19 protein-coding genes are annotated in these 20,570 nt (G+C 45.9%); 5 read left to right on the top strand and 14 right to left on the bottom strand.

From position 1 onward, the window contains the following. The first annotated feature begins 139 nt into the window (after positions 1-139). Positions 140-1,006, top strand: coding sequence for an AraC family transcriptional regulator (locus C0638_RS14550; protein ID WP_025676132.1), 867 nt, complete (start codon positions 140-142; stop codon positions 1,004-1,006). A gap of 206 nt (positions 1,007-1,212) precedes the next feature. On the opposite strand, the gene mgrA is transcribed toward C0638_RS14550, so the two are convergent. The 4 genes from mgrA to C0638_RS14525 form a co-directional block, all read right to left on the bottom strand. Continuing rightward, positions 1,213-2,232, bottom strand: coding sequence for an L-glyceraldehyde 3-phosphate reductase (gene mgrA, locus C0638_RS14540; RefSeq protein ID WP_025676133.1), 1,020 nt, complete (start codon positions 2,230-2,232; stop codon positions 1,213-1,215). An 85-nt stretch (positions 2,233-2,317) separates the two neighbouring features. After that, entirely contained in the window at positions 2,318-3,058 is a 741-nt protein-coding gene (locus C0638_RS14535; RefSeq protein WP_040103078.1) for an NAD-dependent protein deacylase, read from the bottom strand. Beyond that, entirely contained in the window at positions 3,055-3,825 is a 771-nt protein-coding gene (locus C0638_RS14530; RefSeq protein WP_013372592.1) for an HAD family hydrolase, read from the bottom strand. Before C0638_RS14530 ends, C0638_RS14535 begins: the two co-directional genes overlap by 4 nt. Positions 3,826-3,839: 14 nt before the next feature. Then, the gene (locus C0638_RS14525; protein ID WP_058710428.1) at positions 3,840-4,646 is read right to left on the bottom strand and encodes an alpha/beta fold hydrolase; all 807 of its coding nucleotides are present in this window, start codon (positions 4,644-4,646) and stop codon (positions 3,840-3,842) included. Between the two features lie 314 nt (positions 4,647-4,960). Between C0638_RS14525 and C0638_RS14520 the strand changes: the two genes are divergently transcribed. The 3 genes from C0638_RS14520 (at position 4,961) to ilvD (ending at position 8,446) form a co-directional block, all read left to right on the top strand. Next, on the top strand, positions 4,961-5,995 hold the full coding sequence (locus C0638_RS14520; RefSeq protein WP_058710429.1) for an acyltransferase family protein: 1,035 nt from the start codon (positions 4,961-4,963) through the stop codon (positions 5,993-5,995). A 174-nt stretch (positions 5,996-6,169) separates the two neighbouring features. Next, positions 6,170-6,418: a KGG domain-containing protein gene (locus tag C0638_RS14515; RefSeq protein WP_013372595.1), complete on the top strand. Its 249-nt coding sequence runs from the start codon at positions 6,170-6,172 to the stop codon at positions 6,416-6,418. A gap of 339 nt (positions 6,419-6,757) precedes the next feature. Next, entirely contained in the window at positions 6,758-8,446 is a 1,689-nt protein-coding gene (gene ilvD, locus C0638_RS14510) for a dihydroxy-acid dehydratase (protein ID WP_016324645.1), read from the top strand. 83 nt (positions 8,447-8,529) lie between these two features. On the opposite strand, the gene C0638_RS14505 is transcribed toward ilvD, so the two are convergent. After that, positions 8,530-9,978, bottom strand: a complete 1,449-nt coding sequence (locus tag C0638_RS14505) for a polysaccharide deacetylase family protein (RefSeq protein ID WP_058710650.1) — start codon at positions 9,976-9,978, stop codon at positions 8,530-8,532. Positions 9,979-10,156: 178 nt separating this feature from the next. Between C0638_RS14505 and C0638_RS14500 the strand changes: the two genes are divergently transcribed. After that, positions 10,157-11,311 (top strand): AI-2E family transporter, encoded by a 1,155-nt coding sequence (locus C0638_RS14500; RefSeq protein ID WP_013372599.1) that lies wholly within the window; start codon positions 10,157-10,159, stop codon positions 11,309-11,311. On the opposite strand, the gene C0638_RS14495 is transcribed toward C0638_RS14500, so the two are convergent. From C0638_RS14495 to C0638_RS14455, 9 genes are all read right to left on the bottom strand, one after another. Further along, positions 11,299-13,068, bottom strand: a complete 1,770-nt coding sequence (locus C0638_RS14495; RefSeq protein ID WP_058710649.1) for a peptidoglycan D,D-transpeptidase FtsI family protein — start codon at positions 13,066-13,068, stop codon at positions 11,299-11,301. The genes C0638_RS14500 and C0638_RS14495 overlap by 13 nt on opposite strands. 247 nt (positions 13,069-13,315) lie before the next feature. Then, complete coding sequence (locus C0638_RS14490; RefSeq protein WP_058710648.1) at positions 13,316-15,565, bottom strand: methyl-accepting chemotaxis protein; 2,250 nt, start codon at positions 15,563-15,565, stop codon at positions 13,316-13,318. Positions 15,566-15,789: 224 nt separating this feature from the next. Beyond that, positions 15,790-17,121 (bottom strand): peptidase U32 family protein, encoded by a 1,332-nt coding sequence (locus C0638_RS14485; protein WP_013372602.1) that lies wholly within the window; start codon positions 17,119-17,121, stop codon positions 15,790-15,792. A gap of 32 nt (positions 17,122-17,153) precedes the next feature. Next, the gene (locus tag C0638_RS14480) at positions 17,154-18,083 is read right to left on the bottom strand and encodes a peptidase U32 family protein (protein ID WP_013372603.1); all 930 of its coding nucleotides are present in this window, start codon (positions 18,081-18,083) and stop codon (positions 17,154-17,156) included. A gap of 11 nt (positions 18,084-18,094) precedes the next feature. Further along, positions 18,095-19,123, bottom strand: a complete 1,029-nt coding sequence (mltG, locus tag C0638_RS14475) for an endolytic transglycosylase MltG (RefSeq protein WP_013372604.1) — start codon at positions 19,121-19,123, stop codon at positions 18,095-18,097. A gap of 94 nt (positions 19,124-19,217) precedes the next feature. Continuing rightward, positions 19,218-19,523: a DUF1292 domain-containing protein gene (locus C0638_RS14470; protein ID WP_013372605.1), complete on the bottom strand. Its 306-nt coding sequence runs from the start codon at positions 19,521-19,523 to the stop codon at positions 19,218-19,220. After that, positions 19,520-19,822 (bottom strand): DUF1292 domain-containing protein, encoded by a 303-nt coding sequence (locus C0638_RS14465; protein ID WP_013372606.1) that lies wholly within the window; start codon positions 19,820-19,822, stop codon positions 19,520-19,522. The genes C0638_RS14470 and C0638_RS14465 overlap by 4 nt, the downstream gene beginning before the upstream one ends. Positions 19,823-19,835: 13 nt before the next feature. Beyond that, entirely contained in the window at positions 19,836-20,252 is a 417-nt protein-coding gene (gene ruvX, locus C0638_RS14460; protein ID WP_016819084.1) for a Holliday junction resolvase RuvX, read from the bottom strand. 9 nt (positions 20,253-20,261) lie between these two features. Then, positions 20,262-20,522 (bottom strand): IreB family regulatory phosphoprotein, encoded by a 261-nt coding sequence (locus C0638_RS14455; protein ID WP_007431624.1) that lies wholly within the window; start codon positions 20,520-20,522, stop codon positions 20,262-20,264. Between the last annotated feature and the right edge of the window lie 48 nt (positions 20,523-20,570).

Raw genomic sequence — 20,570 nt, 5'->3', positions numbered from 1 at the left:
ATTTCAGTATAAATGAAAGCGTCACACAATGTAATGCATCCATGTGTTTAAGCTATGGATAAATGTGACTTGGACATGTACAATGTAAGTATACCGCATCCACTAAACTATTCACAAATGCAGGAAGGATGACCCTATTTTGCAAGCGCATTCATATAGTTATGCTGTCGCCTCTAATCCGGTGTTTTATGAAAATAGCCCGCTGCATGTGCTTTTTGCAGGAGAGAGCCAGACCAAATCCGGCCATGCCGTGGGACCGAAAATCTATGATTATTACCTGCTTCACTTTGTAGAGTCGGGCAAAGGCATCTTTCGAACAGAACAGCACACGTATCAGCTTAAAAAAAACGATTTTTTCCTTATTCATCCCGGTCAGCTGGTGAGCTACACCTCTGATGAAGAGGAACCGTGGCGTTATCGTTGGTCTGCCTTTACCGGACACCATACGGAGCAGGTGGTGCAGGAGGCAGGACTGCGTGTTCATCAGCCTGTTTTCCATGCTGCTGATCAAAGTCCCATTCCCGGTTATCTGGAGCAAATGCAATTGGCCTTTTACAGCAGAAAATCTAGTTCTCATCTTTCAGCCTTGGGCTATTTGTACCTGATTATGGGAGAAGCAAGCAATTACCTTAGTGACTGGACTGATCCATCTGGGGCGGATTCGCAAATTCGACGTACAGTCAAGCAGATGGTTCAATACATGTCCACTCAGTACGCACACCCCGTTTCCATTGAGCAAATGTCTGAAGGACTTGGTTATAACCGTGCATACTTATCACGGATATTCAAAAAGGAAACGGGCATCTCCCCCGTCACCTATCTGCTTAAGCTACGGATCGACAAATCACGTCAACTGCTGCGCGAACGTCCTGAGCTGTCGGTTGAACAAGTGGCTGCATCTGTAGGATTAACCGATGCTCTATATTTCTCACGTCAATTCAAACGCTTCTGTGGGCAGTCTCCAACCGAGTACCGAAGCAAGGTTAAGCAGTATCCACAGTCGTAAAGTAAGCTTTAAGAGGCTTTACGAAGCTGCTGCTTCCAACAGACGGTTGATCTTCTTTTACAGGGGATGCTGGACAGGGCATTGGTTTCCCCTGCTCCCAGCCATAACGCAAACAGCCCGCATCCTTCAAATGGATGCGGGCTGTTAAGTATATATTTATAAGAGCATGTGAAATTAGGCCGATAACTCTGGAATATCTTTTGTCATTAGGCTGTGCCGCCGTCTTGTCCGTTCCCGGCATTTAGAATCGAATCAATCCGATCCAACTCCTCCTGTGAAAACTCCAGATTGGATAAAGCTTCAACATTTTCTTCGATTTGGCTTACACGGCTAGCCCCAATCAGGACAGAGGTCAGACGTTCACCGCGTAGAGCCCATGCCAGTGAGAATTGAGCCAAACTTTGTCCACGTGCAGCAGCCATCTGATTCAAGGCGCGCACCTTGCGCAGAGTTTCGGGCGTCACATGGTTCTCATTCAGGAATACCGATGTGCTTGCCGCGCGTGAATCCTCGGGAATTCCGTTTAAATATTTATTGGTTAGCAGTCCCTGAGCCAGTGGACAAAAGGCAATGCTACCTATCCCGTTTTCGTCCAGTACATCTTGTAATCCATTTTCAATCCAGCGGTCAAGCAGAGAGTATCTCGGCTGATGGATTAACATCGGTGTTCCAAGCTCCTTCAAAATGCGAGCTGCTTCTGCTGTTTGCTCTGCACTATAATTAGACACGCCCACATACAGTGCTTTGCCGGAACGTACGATATGATCCAGTGCTCCCATCGTTTCTTCCAGCGGCGTATTCGGATCGAAGCGGTGAGAGTAGAATATATCGACATAGTCCAGTCCCAATCGCTTCAGACTCTGATCCAGACTGGATATCATATACTTACGAGATCCCCAGTCACCATAAGGACCTGCCCACATATGGTAGCCTGCTTTGGTAGAGATGACCAATTCATCCCGGTACGGTTTCATATCACTGGCTAACACTTGTCCGAAAAATTCCTCAGCTGAACCTGCGGGAGGACCATAGTTATTAGCTAAATCAAAATGCGTAATGCCCAGATCAAAGGAGCGAGTAATCATGCTGCGACCATTCTCCGCGTTGTTAATCCCGCCAAAATTGTGCCACAAGCCTAGCGAAATAGCGGGCAGTTTAAGACCTGATCTCCCTGTACGGTTATATTTCATACTTTCATAACGATCTTCGCCAGCTAAATAAACCATGCTATCACAGCCTCTCTCGAAACATTGTTATGTCCATTACAACCATCATCATAGCGCTTTTATCCGGGCGTTGACAAGAAAACGATTACAAGCCCAATTGATGAGCAAGTTTTTCCATAACTTTACCGATCGGTTCAGTGATCAAAAGATCCGCCTTGTGATCATACGAGGTGGGGTCTGTATTCAGCAGCACTGTATGTTTACCATGAAAATAAGTAATCAAGCCCGCCGCAGGATGAACTGTCAGTGACGTTCCTCCAATTAACAGCAGATCTGCTTGAGAAATGGCCTGAATGGATTGAATAAGGGTATCCTGATTCAACTCTTCCTCATATAAAACGACATCAGGTTTGATAATCCCTCCATCTACCGGACATTTAGGTACAACCTCGGAACTGTTCATCACTTCATTTAGCCCGTAAAAGCGGCCGCATTCCATACAGTAGTTGCGATGTACCGAGCCGTGAAGCTCCAGTACATTTCTACTGCCTGCAGCCTGATGTAATCCGTCAATGTTTTGCGTCACAACCGCTTTAAGACGGCCTTGCTTTTCCAAAGACGCGAGAAAATGATGACAGCCGTTCGGCTTCGCATCGGGATGCAGCATTTTGCTGCGATAGAAATCGAAGAATACTTCAGGATGCTTCACAAAAAAAGAGCGGCTAAGCATAACCTCAGGAGAGTAGGGCAATTTTTCCTCACTCTGATACAAGCCTGCTGCCGAACGAAAATCTGGAATACCACTTTCCGTTGATGTCCCTGCTCCGCCGAAAAAAACAATATTCTGTGATTGCTGTATCCATTCCGCCAATGTATTAACTTTCATGCTCTACGCACCTCCAGCTCTTCATATCCACGAACCACCTTATCCGCATCCAGCAAATGACTGGAACGTTCCGATGCCGGCGCAAATCCAATGGCTAGCCGTACTCCAGCACGCTTGCCCATCTGCATATCCCCATTACTGTCTCCGATCACTACCACGTCCGCCGGCGACAGTCCTAGTAACGCGCAAGCTGTTTCAGCCATTTCCGGATCAGGCTTGCCGTATGTAACCCTATCATGTCCGATGATTTCGTCAAAATAGGATGTCAGCCCCATCCACTCCAAATGCTCTTGTGCAGCCTCTGTACTGTCAGAGGTCACAACCGCCAGCTTCATTCCGGCATGGCGACTTTGCTCCAATAAGGTCCGTAACCCCGGAAACACCTTCGCTGCCCGATGTCGGCGGACGTCAGCCATCGCTGTTTTATTAAATTCGCGGACAAGCCGCACAGCTTCATTCCACGGAACACCAGCAGTATAAAGCTGCCAAGCCAGTACACCCGTACTTTCGTCCACCGTTCCCATTGCCAGCGGGCCAGAAGGATCGTAACCGATCACATGTCCCTCCCGATCGTGAACAGTACCTAGAACGTTGCCTTTTTCCATTGTAAAACCGGCTCCCGCCACGACAAGATGCTGCTCCATCATATCCAGTATAGAACGAGCCCAGGGGCCCCACAACTGAATAAAATCCAGCAGCGTGCCATCTTTATCGAATAAGATGCCACGGCATGGGTATCGCTTCCCCTGCACGATCAGCTCAGACATGCATTACACCTCCTTTACGGGTTCTTAGAAGCTGAATCCACACTCTCTTTCATCCAATCCTGTAAAGCCGTTACCGTCTGGTTCCATTGCTCAACGGCGCTAATTTTCGCAGGATTATCCCCTTTCTGGGCACCGTAACTGCCAAATTGGGCATGGTTCCCCCCTTCGACTGTAAAATACAGCGTGTTGGCAGGTAAATAAGTTCTCCCACTTTGGACATTTTTCATCTGGATGACACCATCATCACTTCCTAACAGAGAAATAACTGGCAGATTTTTATCCTTTAAATTACCCTTGTTATCCGGGTAGGAAGCAAGGAAAAATACACCTTTGATCTGATCAGAATGTGCAGCTGCATATCGGGCCGCCATCACACCACCTAACGAATGACCGCCAATAACAAAGGCTTCCTCCGGATACGCCTTCAGCACTTCATTCGCCAAATCCGGTGAGATCAATGCAAGGTTTAGTGGCATTTTTGCAATAATCACATGATGTCCCTTTTCTGCCAAACGGCGTGCCAAGGGCGCATAACTTTCGGGTTTAACCAACGCCCCTGGGTATAAAATGACTCCTGATCCACTTCTTTTGGCAGGCTCAAAACTTAACCAATGCTCTTGCTCATTTACTTTCACAGTATCCGCTATTTCGGCTAATGCAGCAGCAGCCGTCTCGTCAGGCTGATAAGGCGTAAATACCTTCCATGCTCCCCAACCCGCGATTAGCACGATGACAATTAGGATGCCTAAAAGAATTTTCCATATTTTCCGAGAACCGCGTGTCCCATAAGAATTGTATGATCTTCTTGTTCTTCTTCTCATTATAAAAGTTCCTTTCGTCTTTCGTACCTCGTAATTCTTAGCTTGAATATAAAAGGTTTCGCTGTATTCGATAGCATAGCTATAACCCTGTTAGGGTAACATCGTTGCACATACAGGGTCAAATGAGCACACGTTTCCAGACATGAGCCCATCTTTATTCCGTGTTCAAGCTTTCGCCACATAAAAAGGACATGACAGCGCTTACTGTTGTGAATAAAATCACAATGTTGAGGTCCAGAGTATCGTACCTTGTTCCTTGTAAAGAATTATTTTTTAAATAGTTTAATCGGCAGAAGCCGTTCGGAGGGAAACACATGACGACAAGCCATGATGTACAAGGGGAAAGCTTCTTTCTCAATTTGCGATTTCTGTTGATTATATGCGTATTTGCAGGAAACGCCCTGGAGCCATTAGTCGGTTCACTTCATCTTGCCCAACAATGGTTCAGCTGGATATTCATGTTTCATATGCCGTTGTTTGTACTCGTTACAGGCTACTTTGCCAGAACCACTTTGACAGGTCTCGCAGGACAAAAAGTTCTGCTTCAGATCGGTATGCAATATCTGATTTTCCAATCCCTTTATTCAATCTTGGATGTCGTAATCTTTCACGTTCCCCATATCCATCATTCTTTTTTTGCTCCTTATCTGCTGCTTTGGTTCCTTGCCAGCCACATCTGCTGGAGACTGTTAATGCTGTCTTTTCAGAAAATACCACCAGTCTTCCAACTGGGTATATCCGTGCTACTGGGTATTCTTGTCGGATATCTCCCCGTAGACGGTATATGGCTAAGCGTATGCAGAACCTTTGTTTATTTGCCTTACTTTGTAGCAGGTTATCATTTGAATTATGCGGACGTTCGACGCTTCTTCACAACACCTGTCCGTATAATCGCCGGCATTGTATCTCTTTTGCTTATGGTACTGGCGGGAACGTCGTATTTTGGCATCCCGGCTGGCTGGCTATATGGCAACATGACTTATGGTGAACTGGGCCATACCGAATGGTACGCAGGGATTTACCGTATCGGCATTTATGGAGTTCAATGGATAGCATCTATGGCGTTTCTAAGCTTTGTTCCAGCCGTCATAGGGCGTATAACCGAGATGGGACGGCGTACATTATATGTCTTTTTGCTCCATGGCTTAATCGTCCGTTCCGTTGTTGCAAAAGGAGTCTACGAGTATATAGATACTCCTGTGGAAGTCATGTTGATTCTAGTGTGCGCCACAGGTCTGTGCTGTCTGTTGACCATGCCTTGGGTTCGAACTGCAACACGGCCTCTGATTGAGCCACAAGTAGAGTGGATGTTGAAGCCAGCTCCTTATCTTTTTAGACGGTCTGCGTAATTTTTTATCCATTTATATTTCACAATCAGCACGCGACAACCCGCTTACTGACGAAAATGGAAGTGGGTCTCCCCCTCTTTACTTCACGCATAGTACCTGTTTCATACAGGCAAGTTGTGGTAAGTAAAAGATACGCGCAACAAAAAACAACTTTTTCATAAGGAGTGATTTGTCATGGCACGTAATCAAAATCAGGGTAAAATGAGTCGCGAAGAAGCAGGCCGTATGGGTGGAGAAGCTACTTCCAAGAAGCACAACAAGGAATTTTATCAGGAGATTGGAAAAAAAGGCGGACAAGCAACCGCAAACTCACATGATAAGGAATTTTATCAGGAAATCGGCAAAAAGGGCGGCGATGCTACAGCTGAGTCGCATGACAAAAATTTCTACAGAGACATCGGTCGTAAAGGTGGCAGAAATTAAAATATAGTTTCATATCCCCCTCCTTTAACATAAAAACAATCCTGAGCCCATCCGCTTTATTGCGGAATGGGCTTTTCCTATTTATCCGATAAGCTAACATATCAGAATATCAGAGTTTCGAAGCATCCAATTCAAATCCTCGGAGATGCAATATATAGATAAATAAAACTGTTCATATCTATATATTGTTGCTTACAGAACACTTCAATACTTTTTCAAAATCCTCATATATGTAGAAAAATGCGCACAACTATGATAGACTCTTTAGAAAACATCTGCGCTATTACGGCGTTCATTGAACGCCATACCATTTTTATACTTTGGGGGGAAACCAGCATCATGACAGCTAAGACGAAAATGCGTTCCGATATGATTAAAAAAGGCTTTGACCGCGCTCCTCACCGCAGCTTGCTGCGCGCAGCGGGTGTCAAGGAAGAAGATTTCGACAAACCGTTTATTGCGGTATGCAACTCGTATATTGACATCGTACCGGGCCACGTCCATTTACAGGAATTTGGCAAAATTGTCAAGCAGGCCATTCGTGAAGCAGGCGGTGTACCTTTCGAATTTAACACTATTGGTGTAGATGATGGCATTGCCATGGGACACATCGGTATGCGTTATTCTTTGCCAAGTCGCGAAATTATCGCAGATTCTCTGGAAACTGTCGTTTCCGCTCACTGGTTTGATGGCATGGTATGTATTCCTAACTGCGATAAAATTACCCCTGGTATGATGATGGGGGCATTGCGTGTTAACATTCCGACTATTTTCGTCAGCGGCGGTCCTATGAAAGCTGGTAAAGACAAGAACGGACGCTCTATTTCCCTGACTTCCGTCTTTGAAGGCGTAGGTGCATTCCAAGCGGGCAAAATCGATGATCAAAGCTTGCTTGAGCTAGAACAATACGGCTGTCCAACATGCGGTTCCTGTTCAGGAATGTTCACAGCGAATTCCATGAACTGTCTCGCAGAAGCGATGGGACTGGCTATGCCAGGTAACGGCACCATCCTCGCCGTAGCAGAAGAGCGCAAAGAATTCGTTAAACAATCTGCACGCCAATTGATGGAATTGATTAAGCTCGATCTGAAACCACGTGATATCGTGACTAAAGAAGCTATTGATAATGCATTTGCACTGGATATGGCAATGGGCGGTTCTACGAATACAGTATTGCATACATTGGCACTTGCCCATGAAGCTGAAGTTGACTACCCTATTGAACGCATCAATGAAGTCGCAAACCGTGTACCTCATTTGTCCAAATTGGCACCTGCCTCCGACTATCACATTGAGGATGTTCATAATGCAGGCGGCGTAAGCGCAGTACTGAATGAACTATTGAAGAAACCAGGCGCATTGCATGGTGACTGTATTACTGTAACCGGAAAAACCATTCGTGAAAATGTAGAGGGTCAGGAAATTCTGGATACTAACGTCATCCACAAATTGGACAACCCTTATTCCGAGCGCGGCGGTCTAGCTGTATTATTCGGCAATTTGGCACCACAAGGTTCCATTATTAAAGTCGGTGCGGTTGATCCTTCTGTTGGCGGTTATCACAAAGGTCCTGCCATCTGCTTTGATTCACAAGAAGATGCGCTGGCTGGCATTGCTAACGGTAAAATCGCCGAAGGACATGTTGTTGTTATTCGTTATGAAGGTCCTAAGGGCGGACCTGGTATGCCTGAAATGCTCGCTCCAACTTCACAAATCGTGGGCATGGGGCTTGGTGCCAAGGTTGGTCTGATTACAGACGGACGATTCTCAGGTGCTTCCCGTGGTATCTCCATCGGTCATATTTCCCCTGAAGCAGCAGAAGGCGGACCTATCGCTTTTGTTGAGGACGGCGATATCATTGAGCTGGACCTGAACAATCGTAAGATTGAGCTTCACATTACGGACGAAGAATTCGACCGTCGTCGTGCCAACTGGAAAGGCTTCGAGCCGAAAGTGAAGACAGGCTACCTGGCGCGTTATTCCAAGCTGGTGACGAACGCAAGTAACGGCGGAATTATGAAAATCTAAGTGCTTTGCCAAGATAGATTATGGTATGAACCACTAAAAACCTCTCGACTCCTACAAAGGATCGAGAGGCTTTTTTTATAAGGTCAACTGCTTGATCCTGTATCCGATGTTTGTGAAGCCCTAATCGAAGTATGCATAGGCTCCCCTTCTTCGGTCATTTCACTGTTGAGTGTATGAACCACATTCCTTTGATCAATTGGTTCAAAAACCTGGTCTGACCGGTGCGAATCTCCCGGTTGAAAACGTTCAAACAAGGTATCAATGGGCATCACGATTAGTTTCGGTACCATGACCTCTTTTTTTTCACTCAATTGCTCTGAACCCGAAGGATGGATAATACGAAATAACAGCTTTAAATATACAGTAGCCACATGCTTAAACAGTCCTTGGGGAAGCTCCTGAATTTGAAAGCCTAGTTTTTCAGGCCCTCGATGAATCATACTTACTGCATAGATCGCCTTTACACCCTTCATACCAGAATCATGTACAACCCGTTGGGTAAGATCAGGCAGTTGTCTTTTCACAACCCGAATCAATTGAATCGCTAGATGTACCAAGGACTTTGCCGTCGTTCCCAATTGAAACAACATTTTATTGTCAAAATGAAGCTCAATTATAGGGTCCCCTTTTTCCAGCCACCTACCGTTCTCCATGTTTATATTTGGTCCATGATAGATACGGCGACGATAATAAAAGATCGTATTATCCTTGCTGACAGGACGAAGACGGAACAAGGCATGAAAAAGTCGCTCGTATTGTAGCCATCCGAATACCATCGTTCTTTTAATCCAATCTGTACTGGACAAGCTAGAGACAGTGGATTGATTGCCAGACTGACGGCAAAACAATGTGTCCACGCGGACGCTGCGTAATTGCTGTTTCTGGGCGACCCTCAATAGCTTCTCTAGTGCAATGAGCATGTTCTGTGGCGCTTCTGCGTCAGCCCCCAATGTCGTACCACAGTCATGGAGCAGCATCACCTCGCCACCCCTCAGCTTTTTGAGCATTCTTTCCGCTAGTTGTTTCGCTCCAATGCTGGCCTTCCAGTCACCAAACATGGAGGACCATAATACGATTCGACGACCATTGTTTTTGGAAATATCAAAAAAGTTCACAATCCCCCAAGGTGGACGATAAAAGGTCGTTCCTTCGCCAGTTACTCGACGAATGACTGACTCTGTCTGGGTAATTTGTCTTCTAACCGTAACAGGCCGCATGAGCCAATTCGATTTGTGCACATAATTGTGGATACCAATCAGATGACCTTCATCATGCATGCGCTTCAGAAGCTCAGGGTGTTTTTCGGCATTCATACCTACAACAAAAAAAGTAGCCTTGGCATCAAAACGCTTGAGTAAATCGAGCAACTGTGGTGTATAGACTGGATCAGGACCATCATCAAAGGTTAGCGCATATTCTTGGTCACTTTTGCCACGCCTAAACACCCGGAAACCAAATATACGACTAACCAGCGCCGGAATAAAAGCATAAAAAGTTGAAATGTAAAACATCCATAACAGCAAAGTCTGCACGTTTTATCCCCACTTTTCTATTCTGAACTTCCAAGCAGGCCTCCTGAGTAAAACTCACTTACTTATATGTTATCACAATGACGTAAGCATGCCGAGATTTCGCCCTTGCTTATGGTCAGCATTGAGATTCAATTTAGTGTACAATAAATAAAAATCTTAAAGGAGTCGTTGTATACATATGCTTCCATTGTACAAAAAATATTGGCGTACTGTTTTTGATATCGGTCTGATCGTATTAACCGTGTATTTAATTATGTTCGTATCCAGCAAGCTGTATCAGCTAGCAGCACCTGTGTTCCTTTCATTCGTTGTGTTTTGGTGCATTGAACCTGCTGCCCGTTATTTTCATCGCAAAGGCATGAAAAAACCCTTTGCCTCCGCACTCTCCGTATTGCTGTTTATCATCTTATTACTGGCTATTTTTTTCGGATTGGGCCTGATCCTGGTTACTCAATTTACAAAAGTCGCGCAAAACCTCCCACATTATACCCAGATTATCCAAACGGAATTCACGCGGATTCTTCATCTATCTCAAGATAAAATTGCTGCCTTGCCTCCGGGTGTTACCGAACGTGTAAATGATTATTTTGCGACTGCTACCACCATTGCTACGAAATGGGCACAGCTAGGGTTATCTTTTTTCATTCAATTTCTCAGCTCTTTCACTGTTTTTATGGGCAACTTTGCGGTTGCCATCATTTTAGCGTTCTTTTTGAGTATGGAAATTAATCTCTGGAAAGGAATTGCCCGCAGTAAAACACCGAAGACACTAAAAACGGCGTACCTTTTTCTAAAAAATCATGTACTTAAAGCCATTTCCGCCTTTCTCAAGGCTCAAGCCCTACTGGTAGGAATTACCTTCGTGCTTGTGTTTATAGGTTTACTCATTTTACAAGTGGATAATGCCCTATCGTTGGCGCTCGTAGCAGCTTTGTTTGATATTCTGCCGTTGTTGGGTGTGCCTGTTATCTTTATTCCGTGGGCAGTGTATTTGTTCATCACGGGCAATACCGGCTTGGCTGTAGGCTTGCTTATTGTCATGGCTGTCACCGTGATTGTGCGCCAGTTGGCAGAGCCCAAAATTACTGGTAATTCTATCGGCGTTTCATCTGCCTATCTAATGCTTTCCTTTGCCATTATATCGTTATCCATCTTCGGATTGGCTGGATTAATCCTATCCCCCATTCTGATCATTTTGCTCAAGGAATTGTGGCAGCAAGGTTATTTGCAGCAATGGATTCGGTTTCCGACTGAGGAATTTGACGAGCCTCCGTTTATCGTCAAAATTCAGGAGGAAGAGCGTGAAGCTACTCGCGGAACTCAGGAGGATTGAGCTAGCAGATCCATGACTTGACCGAACAGTACTGTGGCCTGATTTGCAGCATGCGCTGAAGCATTTTGCACTAGGACGGCAACCGCATAACGTGGCCGCTCTACCGGACCGTAACCAATAAACCACTGGTGATTTATAGGGTGACCGTTTTTTAAAGCTTGGGCCGTACCCGATTTACCGGCCAGCTTCCAGGTTTTATTGCGCAAGGAGACACCTGTACCGTGTGTCACAACCTGTTCCATTGCTTCACGCAGCGTATGAGCCGTGGATGTGCGAATCGAGCGGCTGCCTTGGGGTAAAGGAGCAGCGTGAGCAGGTAGCTCCAGCAAGGTGCTTCCGTCTGCGTAGCTGATGCGTTTTACGATACGCGGTGCATGTACTTGACCATCGTGCAGCAAGGTGACGATGAGGTTGGCTGCTTGGAGAGGCGTCACCAGCACATCACGCTGGCCGATAGCTGTCTGCACACGTACGCCTGGATCAGATGCATTCGTATGGGAGCCGAATACGGCTCCCTTTTCTTCGTGATCCAGCGGTCTGAATTGAGGTAGCCCTGCAAGATTCCGGTCCTGCCAGCCCACGGTTCGACTCAATCCCAGTGCAGAGGCTGCGGACTGAATTTGCTCAGCGTTAAGCCGTTCGCCGAGATGAGCGAACACACTATTACAGGATACGGCAAGCCCTTCCTCCAGGTTCAGGGTTCCGTGTCCTTTTTCTTTCCAGCAAGACAATCCGTACTTGCCATAGGCTCCATGACAATGAAATTGCTCCTGTGGTTGAACCACACCAGATTCAAGTGCAGCCGCAGCCGTAACCAACTTAAAAATAGAACCAGGCGTTACCGCTTTGAGGGCACGATTAGACCAGTCTGTTTTTTGCTGCGGATCAACATGAATGGGATTATAAAAAGGCCGAGACACCATCGCCATAACATCCGCGTTGCCTGCATCAAGCACAACCACTGCACCTTCTGTCAAATGATTAGATTCTGTCAGCTTCTCAATCTGTTCCTGCAACGGGAGATCAATTGTAGTCTGCACCTGTAATGGATAGTGACTATTGGATGGAGCACTGACACGAAGCGGGACATGAGTCAATGGACGACGTTGCGCATCTACAGACCGAGAGACGAACGTCTCACCAACGCCGCTTAGCAGTGGCTCGAGCGTTCTTTCCAGGCCAGCTGCCCCCATCGGCAGTTCACTTGCTCGTTCACCACGTTCATACAGAAAACCAAGCCATTGTTTGCCATTGGGCATATCCCTATAACGCTGCGCATACGGTACAAGCTCTATGAGTGAAGGGGCTAACTTCAGCAGTCTGCCCGCTTCATTCGGATGGATTTGTACAGGCTCTCCGCGTCCATCCCGCCATATGAGTGGAGATTGCAGTTCCTTCCATCGCGTCAACAGTTGCCCTTTACTCGTATGCAGTAGCTTGGCCAGTTCTTGTCCATGCAAAGCAGCTTGGCCATCTACATCGGGAAAAAGCACTGGCGTCCATACGACTCCTCCAGTCAAGGGCTGCCCGTGTCGGTCTGTAAACTGTCCCCGCCCAGTATCAATAGCGATTCCTTCCTGTCGCTGACGTACTGACATTTCTTTAAGCGAATGCCCCCCATAAAGTGACAAATGAATACCCGCTGTCCCCTGAATCCAAGCCAGTCGGAAACATAAAATCAGTAGTAATACCATGATCCCCAGGGCTATATATGCAATTCGACGTTGACGAATGAAACTGCTATGACGCCTAGACACATTTATCCTCCTTTCATCATTTTTCCAGTAGTATGTCCGGTGATGGAAAAAGAAAACCCACTCAACATGTAATGTCGAATGGGTTACCGAATTTATGGGATATCTAGTGAGGAATATGGGCTCCAACCTAAAATTTCGTCTAACGAATAATAGACCGTTATAAAAATAGTAATGGCTAGAACCGCCCAAGCCAACTTTGTGTTTGTATTCATAATTTGCGCTCCTGATACCCCTGATTTTAGAACACCTACACTGTAAACCTCGAAAGCTGTTCTTTCAAATTCACCGATACTCCTTCCAGCTTATCAGACAAGCCTACCAGCTGATTACCGATATTGGCCTGTTCATTACTGAGAGAAGCGACTTCCTGCGAAGTAGCCGAGGATTGCTCGGCTACCGCACTTACATTGGTCATTGCTTCGGACAAAGTAGTCTGCGATTCACTCAGATGATGAATGGATGCGGTGACTGTTCCCAACCGAAGCGCGAACTCTCCCATTTGCTGCTGCACCGATTGGAAAATGTCCGTCGTTTCTTGTACGGCTCCCATCTGCTCCCGGAACAGCGGGTACACTTCAGATAACGCCTGTACCGTTTCATTCATCTCATTGACGATATTATTGGTAATACCTGTAGCCGTACGAATGGCTTGACGTGATTGCTCTGCCAACTGACGAACCTCATTTGCAACCACCATAAAACCACGCCCGGCTGTCCCAGCTCGTGCCGCTTCAATCGTCGCATTCAGTGATAGAATGTTCGTTTGTTTAGCAATATCCTGTAATACGTCCAGCACCTTAAAGACATCGGAAGTTGTCTGCTTCAGTTCATCTACTTTGCCTACCAAAGCATGCGTAGTTTCTTCCGTAACCTTAGTTTTGCTCAATAAATTTCTCAGCTGAACTGTCCCTTTTTCACTGGACTGTTCAACTTCTTGTGCGACCAGACTCATTTCATGATTAGAAGTCATAACCGTATCCATTTGCTGGGATATATTCCCGGTTAACCCGCTGCCACGTTCCGCCTCTGTTGCCAAACTGGTGGCACCATGAGCAATCTCTTCCGTTGCGGCTGCAATTTCTTTGGCTGAAACGGCTGTCTTCTTCGAGGCATCACTCAGTTCCGTCGCTGTATTCAGTACCTCCTGTGCTGATGCATTCGTCTGTTCTACCAGCAGTGTAATTTGTTCCATCATCGTATCAAAACTTTCAGACAACTGTCCAATCTCATCCTGTGCCTTATACTTCGTTCGGATTTGCAAGTTGCCTTTGGCGCCTTCAATCATTAAATCCTTCAGGTGTGTCAATGGACGAGCCACAAGACGTACCATCCACAGACCAATGAACAATGCAATGAGTGCCGCTACCGCAGCAAATACCCAGGTTGTGGTAAGTATTCCCCTGGCGTCTCTCACCAGTTCAGATACAGGCACTACACCCACGAGAATCCATTTGGAAGTTCCCAGTGTATTATGAACCGCAAGCACACTTTGCTCTTTTCCGTCTGCTACCTGCTCCATAATTTGATTCCCTTCGATCCCTTCAAGCTTGGAAACGTAATCCAGCTTTGTCTTTCCTCCTGCCAAACTCTCATTGTTAGAGCCTACAAACTCACCCTTATCTGTCACAAGGCTAATCATACTGCCTGAGCCCAAATTAACACCTTTCAACTCGTCCTCCACCGCACTGGCCTTTAAATCCATAACCAGAACATAAGTCCCTCCCAACCCGGACATGCTGTTCATGGAGCGTGCCAGACGAAAGGTCTTGCTGCCATTGTCATTCACCTGCGTAGGTAGCCAAAACATTCCCTTGTTTTTCAAAATATCCTTAAACCATGCTTCCTGCCGTACATCCTTTTGTGTTCCGGTACCCATTGCAGCTAAACTGGTTTCTTCCGGGTACAGGTACAATGAATCAATCGCTTTATTTGTAAAAGCAATATTCGTTAATTTCTTGTTTACTTCGCCCATAGCAACAAAAGATGCAAAGGGATTTTTATCTTGCTTTACAGCCTTTTGCAACTGATCACTTAATTCAGTATCGAAAAATACCTGTGTCGATGTGTCTTGAAAGCGCTCTAAAATAATATCAAGCTTTTCCGAAGTTTGCTGAACTGTTTGTTGATACGCTGTAGCTGCATTTTGTTCAATCGTACTTTTAGCTTTGTAGTACGAGAGCATCCCCAGGCTGACCACGAATAACATAATGGCTGCAAAAAAGATCAGAAACAACTTCATTCCAACCGAACGGATCGGATTATAGTTTTTGACCAAATGCATAAAATCCTTACTGTATCTTTCAGGCTTAAGTAAACGCTTTAAATTGTATGTGCATTTACGTAAGGCCTTAGCTACCCAGGGAGTATCTTTCGAAGACATCACAACCGTCTCCTCCCCTTTATCCGTTGTTACTTTACTTCCTTTCAAGCCTTTCATTGGATCCGTTTTCTTAGGTTGCCTTTTTGCTGCATTTCTCTCTTTTTTCCGAAAACCCATTCCTCTCACCTACCACCATATAATTAGTTTCTTATTCCACGTCATCCTTTATGTATCTATTATCTATATAATCTCTATCGGAACTATTCGACAAGGAATGTAGCTTTCCTTTGAGTATCAACTAAATTTTGTGAAACTTTTTTCCTAGAAAACTATTCAAAAAAAAGCCTCTCCAACCGATAGGAGAGGCTTTTGAATCTTTTCACCTGTGACTTAAGGCTTATTTACTTCTTTTTACGCATCATATCAAAATACGATACAGGCTGATCTACCTTCATTTTGATTCGTTGAAGCGGATGACGTGCAGCATCTAATTCGTTGCCTTCCTCATCCCAGATCGTTCCGACCGTTTGCTTGAAAAACGTTCCGTTCGGCCCGAAAAATTCAATTTCATGCCCTGGTTTAAAATGGTTACGTTGTTGAATCGTTGCGATGCCACTTGCGGCATCGTAATCCATGACTAGTCCGGCAAAATCATAAGGGACTGCTTTTTCTTCCGGCTCATAAATATGATCCTCATGATCCGGTGTATCATAGAAGAATCCTGTATTTAACGGACGATTGGCTGCCTTGTTAATTTCTTCAATCCATTCTGGTTTGAGTACATAATTTTCCGGATCAGCCATATAAGAATCAATCGCTTGACGGTAGACATTCACGACCGTAGCTACATAGTGGATGGACTTCATACGTCCCTCCACTTTAAAGCTGTCTACACCCACATCAATCAGATCAGGAATATTTTCAATCATACACAGATCCTTGGAACCCATAGAAAAAGCATTATCGCTTTCTTCAAACAATGGAAGTTGGTTAACGCCAAGCTGGAACTGTTTTAGTACATTGTTATCCTGTGCCTCTTCCTCAGATATCCAAACCTCACCTGGACGGGCATCCTCAAACAAATCATATTTCCAGCGGCAAGACTGACAACATCCTCCACGATTAGAATCGCGGTCTGTAAAGTGATTGGATAACACGCAGCGACCGGAAAATGAAGAGCACATCGCACCATGGACAAAAGCTTCGATTTCGATGTCCACATGCTTTTTAATTTCTTCGATTTCCTCCAAGCTGGTTTCACGTCCAAGTACCACACGCGGCAGTCCCTCGTCTTTCCAGAACTTTACCGCTTGCCAATTCAGCGTGGACTGCTGTGTGCTCAAATGCACTTCCAATCCGGGAACTGCCCGCAATGCCACGGATACAATGGCCGGATCAGCGACGATAACGGCATGAATTCCTACTTCATACAGATTGCGCAAGTATTCCTCAATTCCGGCAATATCTTCATTGTGAGCATAGATATTAGTCGCCACAAGCACCTTAGCACCGTACTTGTTGGCGAATTCCACACCTTCACGCATTTCTTCAAAACTGAAATTATCGGCGTTAGAACGCAGACCGTATTTTTGTCCACCAATATATACAGCATCTGCGCCATAGTGAACGGCAAACTTCAGCTTTTCTAGATTTCCGGCAGGAGCCAACAGCTCTGGCTTATCCAGACGATTCCGTTTACCTGTATATTTTCTCGTTTTGGTGATCGTTCCCATGACGTTCCCCCCTCTGTAAATTCATTTTGTAATTAATAAACCTGCTCTTTGTAGAAAAATCCGAAGGAGAGTTCCCGTTCAGGGTCTTGAAGACGGCGAACCTCATCCAGCCAGCTTTCATCATAAACATAAGCATCCGGGTCGGCTGTATAGCTGTCTATTGCTTTGCGATAAGCACGGACAACTGCCTCATTGTAAGCGGTGGGTTTCAACAAGCCCTCGATCTTAAAGCTGTGCACACCCGCCTCCATCAGAATTTGCAGGTCCTCCATGATACAAAAATCATCCGAACTCATAATATGTGTCCCGTTGATATCTTCGTAAATGGGGAACTTCTCTTCCTTCCGCTCTGCTTCAATCAGAAACAAGCCACGCCCTCTGCCGAGATCGCCTTCTACCGTGCGACCTTGGTGCAGCATATAGCTTTGAACAAGCTTACGCTTGGAGTGATAAATATTGGTCATTCCATGTACCTGAACCTGTGCTTCTATATTCAACTTTGGAATCATTTCCGTAATTTCATCCATACTGAGCTCACGAGCCAAGATGACACGTGATGCCCCTTTTTCGCCCCAATAGTTGGCGGTTGCGAAGTTGGTAGAAATCATCTCTCCGTTCCAGAAAAGTTTCAGATGAGGAGCATGTTCCTTCACCGCCATGAGCACTGCTGGATCGTTAAACTCAATGGCGTCTATGCCGCATTCAGCTATGGTTTGCACATACTTCGGAAGAAGTGGCAATAGCTCGTTCGTCATCAAATTCGTCATAGATACATATACCTGTGCGGCATGCTTCCGTGCTTCTTCCACAACCTCACGGATTTGGTCCGGTGTAAAATTTCCTGGCAACCGCATGCCAAAGCGGTCATCTCCAATCAGCAATGCATTAGCTCCAGCCTCCAGCATATGGCGGGCATCCTCCGGAGAGCTGGCAGTTGCCAGCAGTTCGGGTTTGTAAGCCATAGGCTCACCTCCTAATTTGTCTTACGGTTACTTACCTGAATGTTATGCAAATGATCTTTATACGTTTTGGCAAACAAATGTTTATGTGTTCCATCTTTTTTGGTCACATAAAATAAATAATCTGTAGATTTCGGCTGTAGAGCCGCCACTACTGATTTCAGACTGGGACTTGCAATCGGTCCTGGTGGAAGTCCTTGATGTATATACGTATTATAAGGACTTTCTACAGCCAAATCCTTGTAATACAGTCGTTCCTTTTGCTTGTCCAGCATATATTGAACTGTAGCATCAATTTCCAGCTTTTTATCCTGTTGAAGACGGTTATAAATAACGCCAGCTACGATAGGCCGCTCATCGTCTACAACCACCTCACGCTCTACCAGAGAGGCAACTGTCAGCAGCTGATGCAGTGTTTCACTGCGTTGCTGCAGCCCGGCATCCAGGTCAGAAATGGTATCCAGACGTTTTTGCGTCTGCTCCAGCATCGTCTGAATGATATCCTTGGTTGTGCTTCCCTTTTTCAGTTCATAAGTTTCCGGGAAAAGATAGCCTTCCAGCGCATAGCGAAGCCCCGCCTGCTTTGGTATGTCCCGTACCAGCGGGACGTCAAAAGCGGACGGATCGTTGGCTAGCTGCAAAAATTGCTGCCGGTCTGCCAGTCCTTCCTTTTGCAGCTTCTCAGCCATCTGTCTAATCGTAAAACCCTCCGGGATTGTAAAACGGATCATTTCCTCTTTGACTACGTCCCCAGCCGATAGCTTGGCAATCAGCTGATCAAAGGTTGCGCCAGGCTGCGCTTCATATTTTCCAGCCTGAAATGCGTTTCCTTGCTGTTTGAATTTTACATAAGCCTTAAACACGAGCGCATTACGTATAAGTCCCTTTTGCTCCAGCGTATCTGCAATAGCCGATGTTCCCGTACCCCTTACCACCGTAAAAGCAACGGGTTGTGTTTTCGGCTGAACAGGCTGCATGGCATTCCATATATAGAGGATTGCACCTCCCGCTATACAAACAAGCACGAGAAGCAACGTAAGCATCCTTGTCCTTCGCTTCACATCCACCCAACTCCTTCACAGCCAAAAAGGGCGGACTGGTCCGCCCTTTCAGGTTTGATCTGCTCGTTATCCAGACTTACAGCTCTTCCGGCAACGTACATTCGTCGTACAGCTCAGAAATATCTTCCCACTCATCATCATCTTCAATGGTGGTGATGGAGATTTCGCCGTCTGTGGATGAGCTTACATGATATAATTCATGTTCGCCAGCAGCAGCACCAGGTCTACGCAATACGGCGTACCGTTGCTCGCCTACCTTGAACTCTGCTTCCAACTCCATGCGTATTGCATGACCCTGTTCATCCTGCAACTCTACATCGCCGTCAAATGCTTCCTTCAAATCAGAGGTCCAGCTCAGGTCTTCACGTGAATAGCTCGTCATTTCCCGTCTTCCTCTTCTTCTTCCTCTACAAATGTATTAAAGGTCTCTTCGACGATTTCCCATTCGGCATCGTCTTGGATCACAAACAATTTAATATCATCGCCTTCTTCTTCGTAGCGGAAGGCGTACACATCGGACTCATCAGCTTCAGGGTCCACTGGCGCAACCATCATGTACTTTGCTTCGGAACCATCTACCTCAAACTTCATAATGACCTCGAACTCTTCCTCGTTGCCCTCGTCATCGGCAATATAAATAATTTCCGGCTCTTCTTCCATACCCAATTGATTTTCAGCCATTACGAAATCCCCCTCACCTTGTACTGTGTGCGTCCAAATAATTTTGCAAGATCAGGCTTGCGGCCAGTTTATCTACCACCTGCTTGCGTTTTTTGCGGCTGACGTCGGCCTCCAGAAGCGCACGCTCTGCCGAACGCGTCGTCAGCCGTTCATCCCAAAGGTGAACGGGTAAACCCAGTAACTCCTTGAGCCGGTTCGCAAACTCAATGCAAATCTCACCGCGTGGACCCACGGTTCCGTTCATATTTTTCGGCAAGCCTACAACAACCTCACCAATTTCATGTTCACGAACCAAATTTGCAATTTTACCGAACTCGCTGTCGTCACCGCGTCGTTCTATGACTTCCAATCCTTGGGCGGTCCAGCCGAAGGCATCACTTACGGCGACCCCAATTCGGCGATCCCCGTAATCCAATCCCATTACTTTCATGCCTGTCTCCTAACGATGCTTAGCGAGATAGAAACGAACCAGCTCTTCAATCAATTCATCGCGTTCTTTTTTACGCACCAGGCTTCTAGCATTATTATGCCGCGGCACATAAGCCGGATCACCGGATAGCAAATACCCGACGATTTGATTGATCGGATTGTATTCTTTTTCTACCAACGCATCATATACGGTCAACAAAATCTCCTGAGCAGAAGCTTCCTTCTCATCCGCCTTGACATTAAATTTGACCGTTTTGTCCATGGAATCCATTGTTGACACCTCGCTTCCACAAAACATGTGTACATGTTTATGCCAGCT

The organism is Paenibacillus sp. lzh-N1, from assembly GCF_002872435.1.
GTDB classification, from domain to species: domain Bacteria; phylum Bacillota; class Bacilli; order Paenibacillales; family Paenibacillaceae; genus Paenibacillus; species Paenibacillus polymyxa_C.
This window is presented reverse-complemented; position numbering and strand designations above follow the sequence as displayed.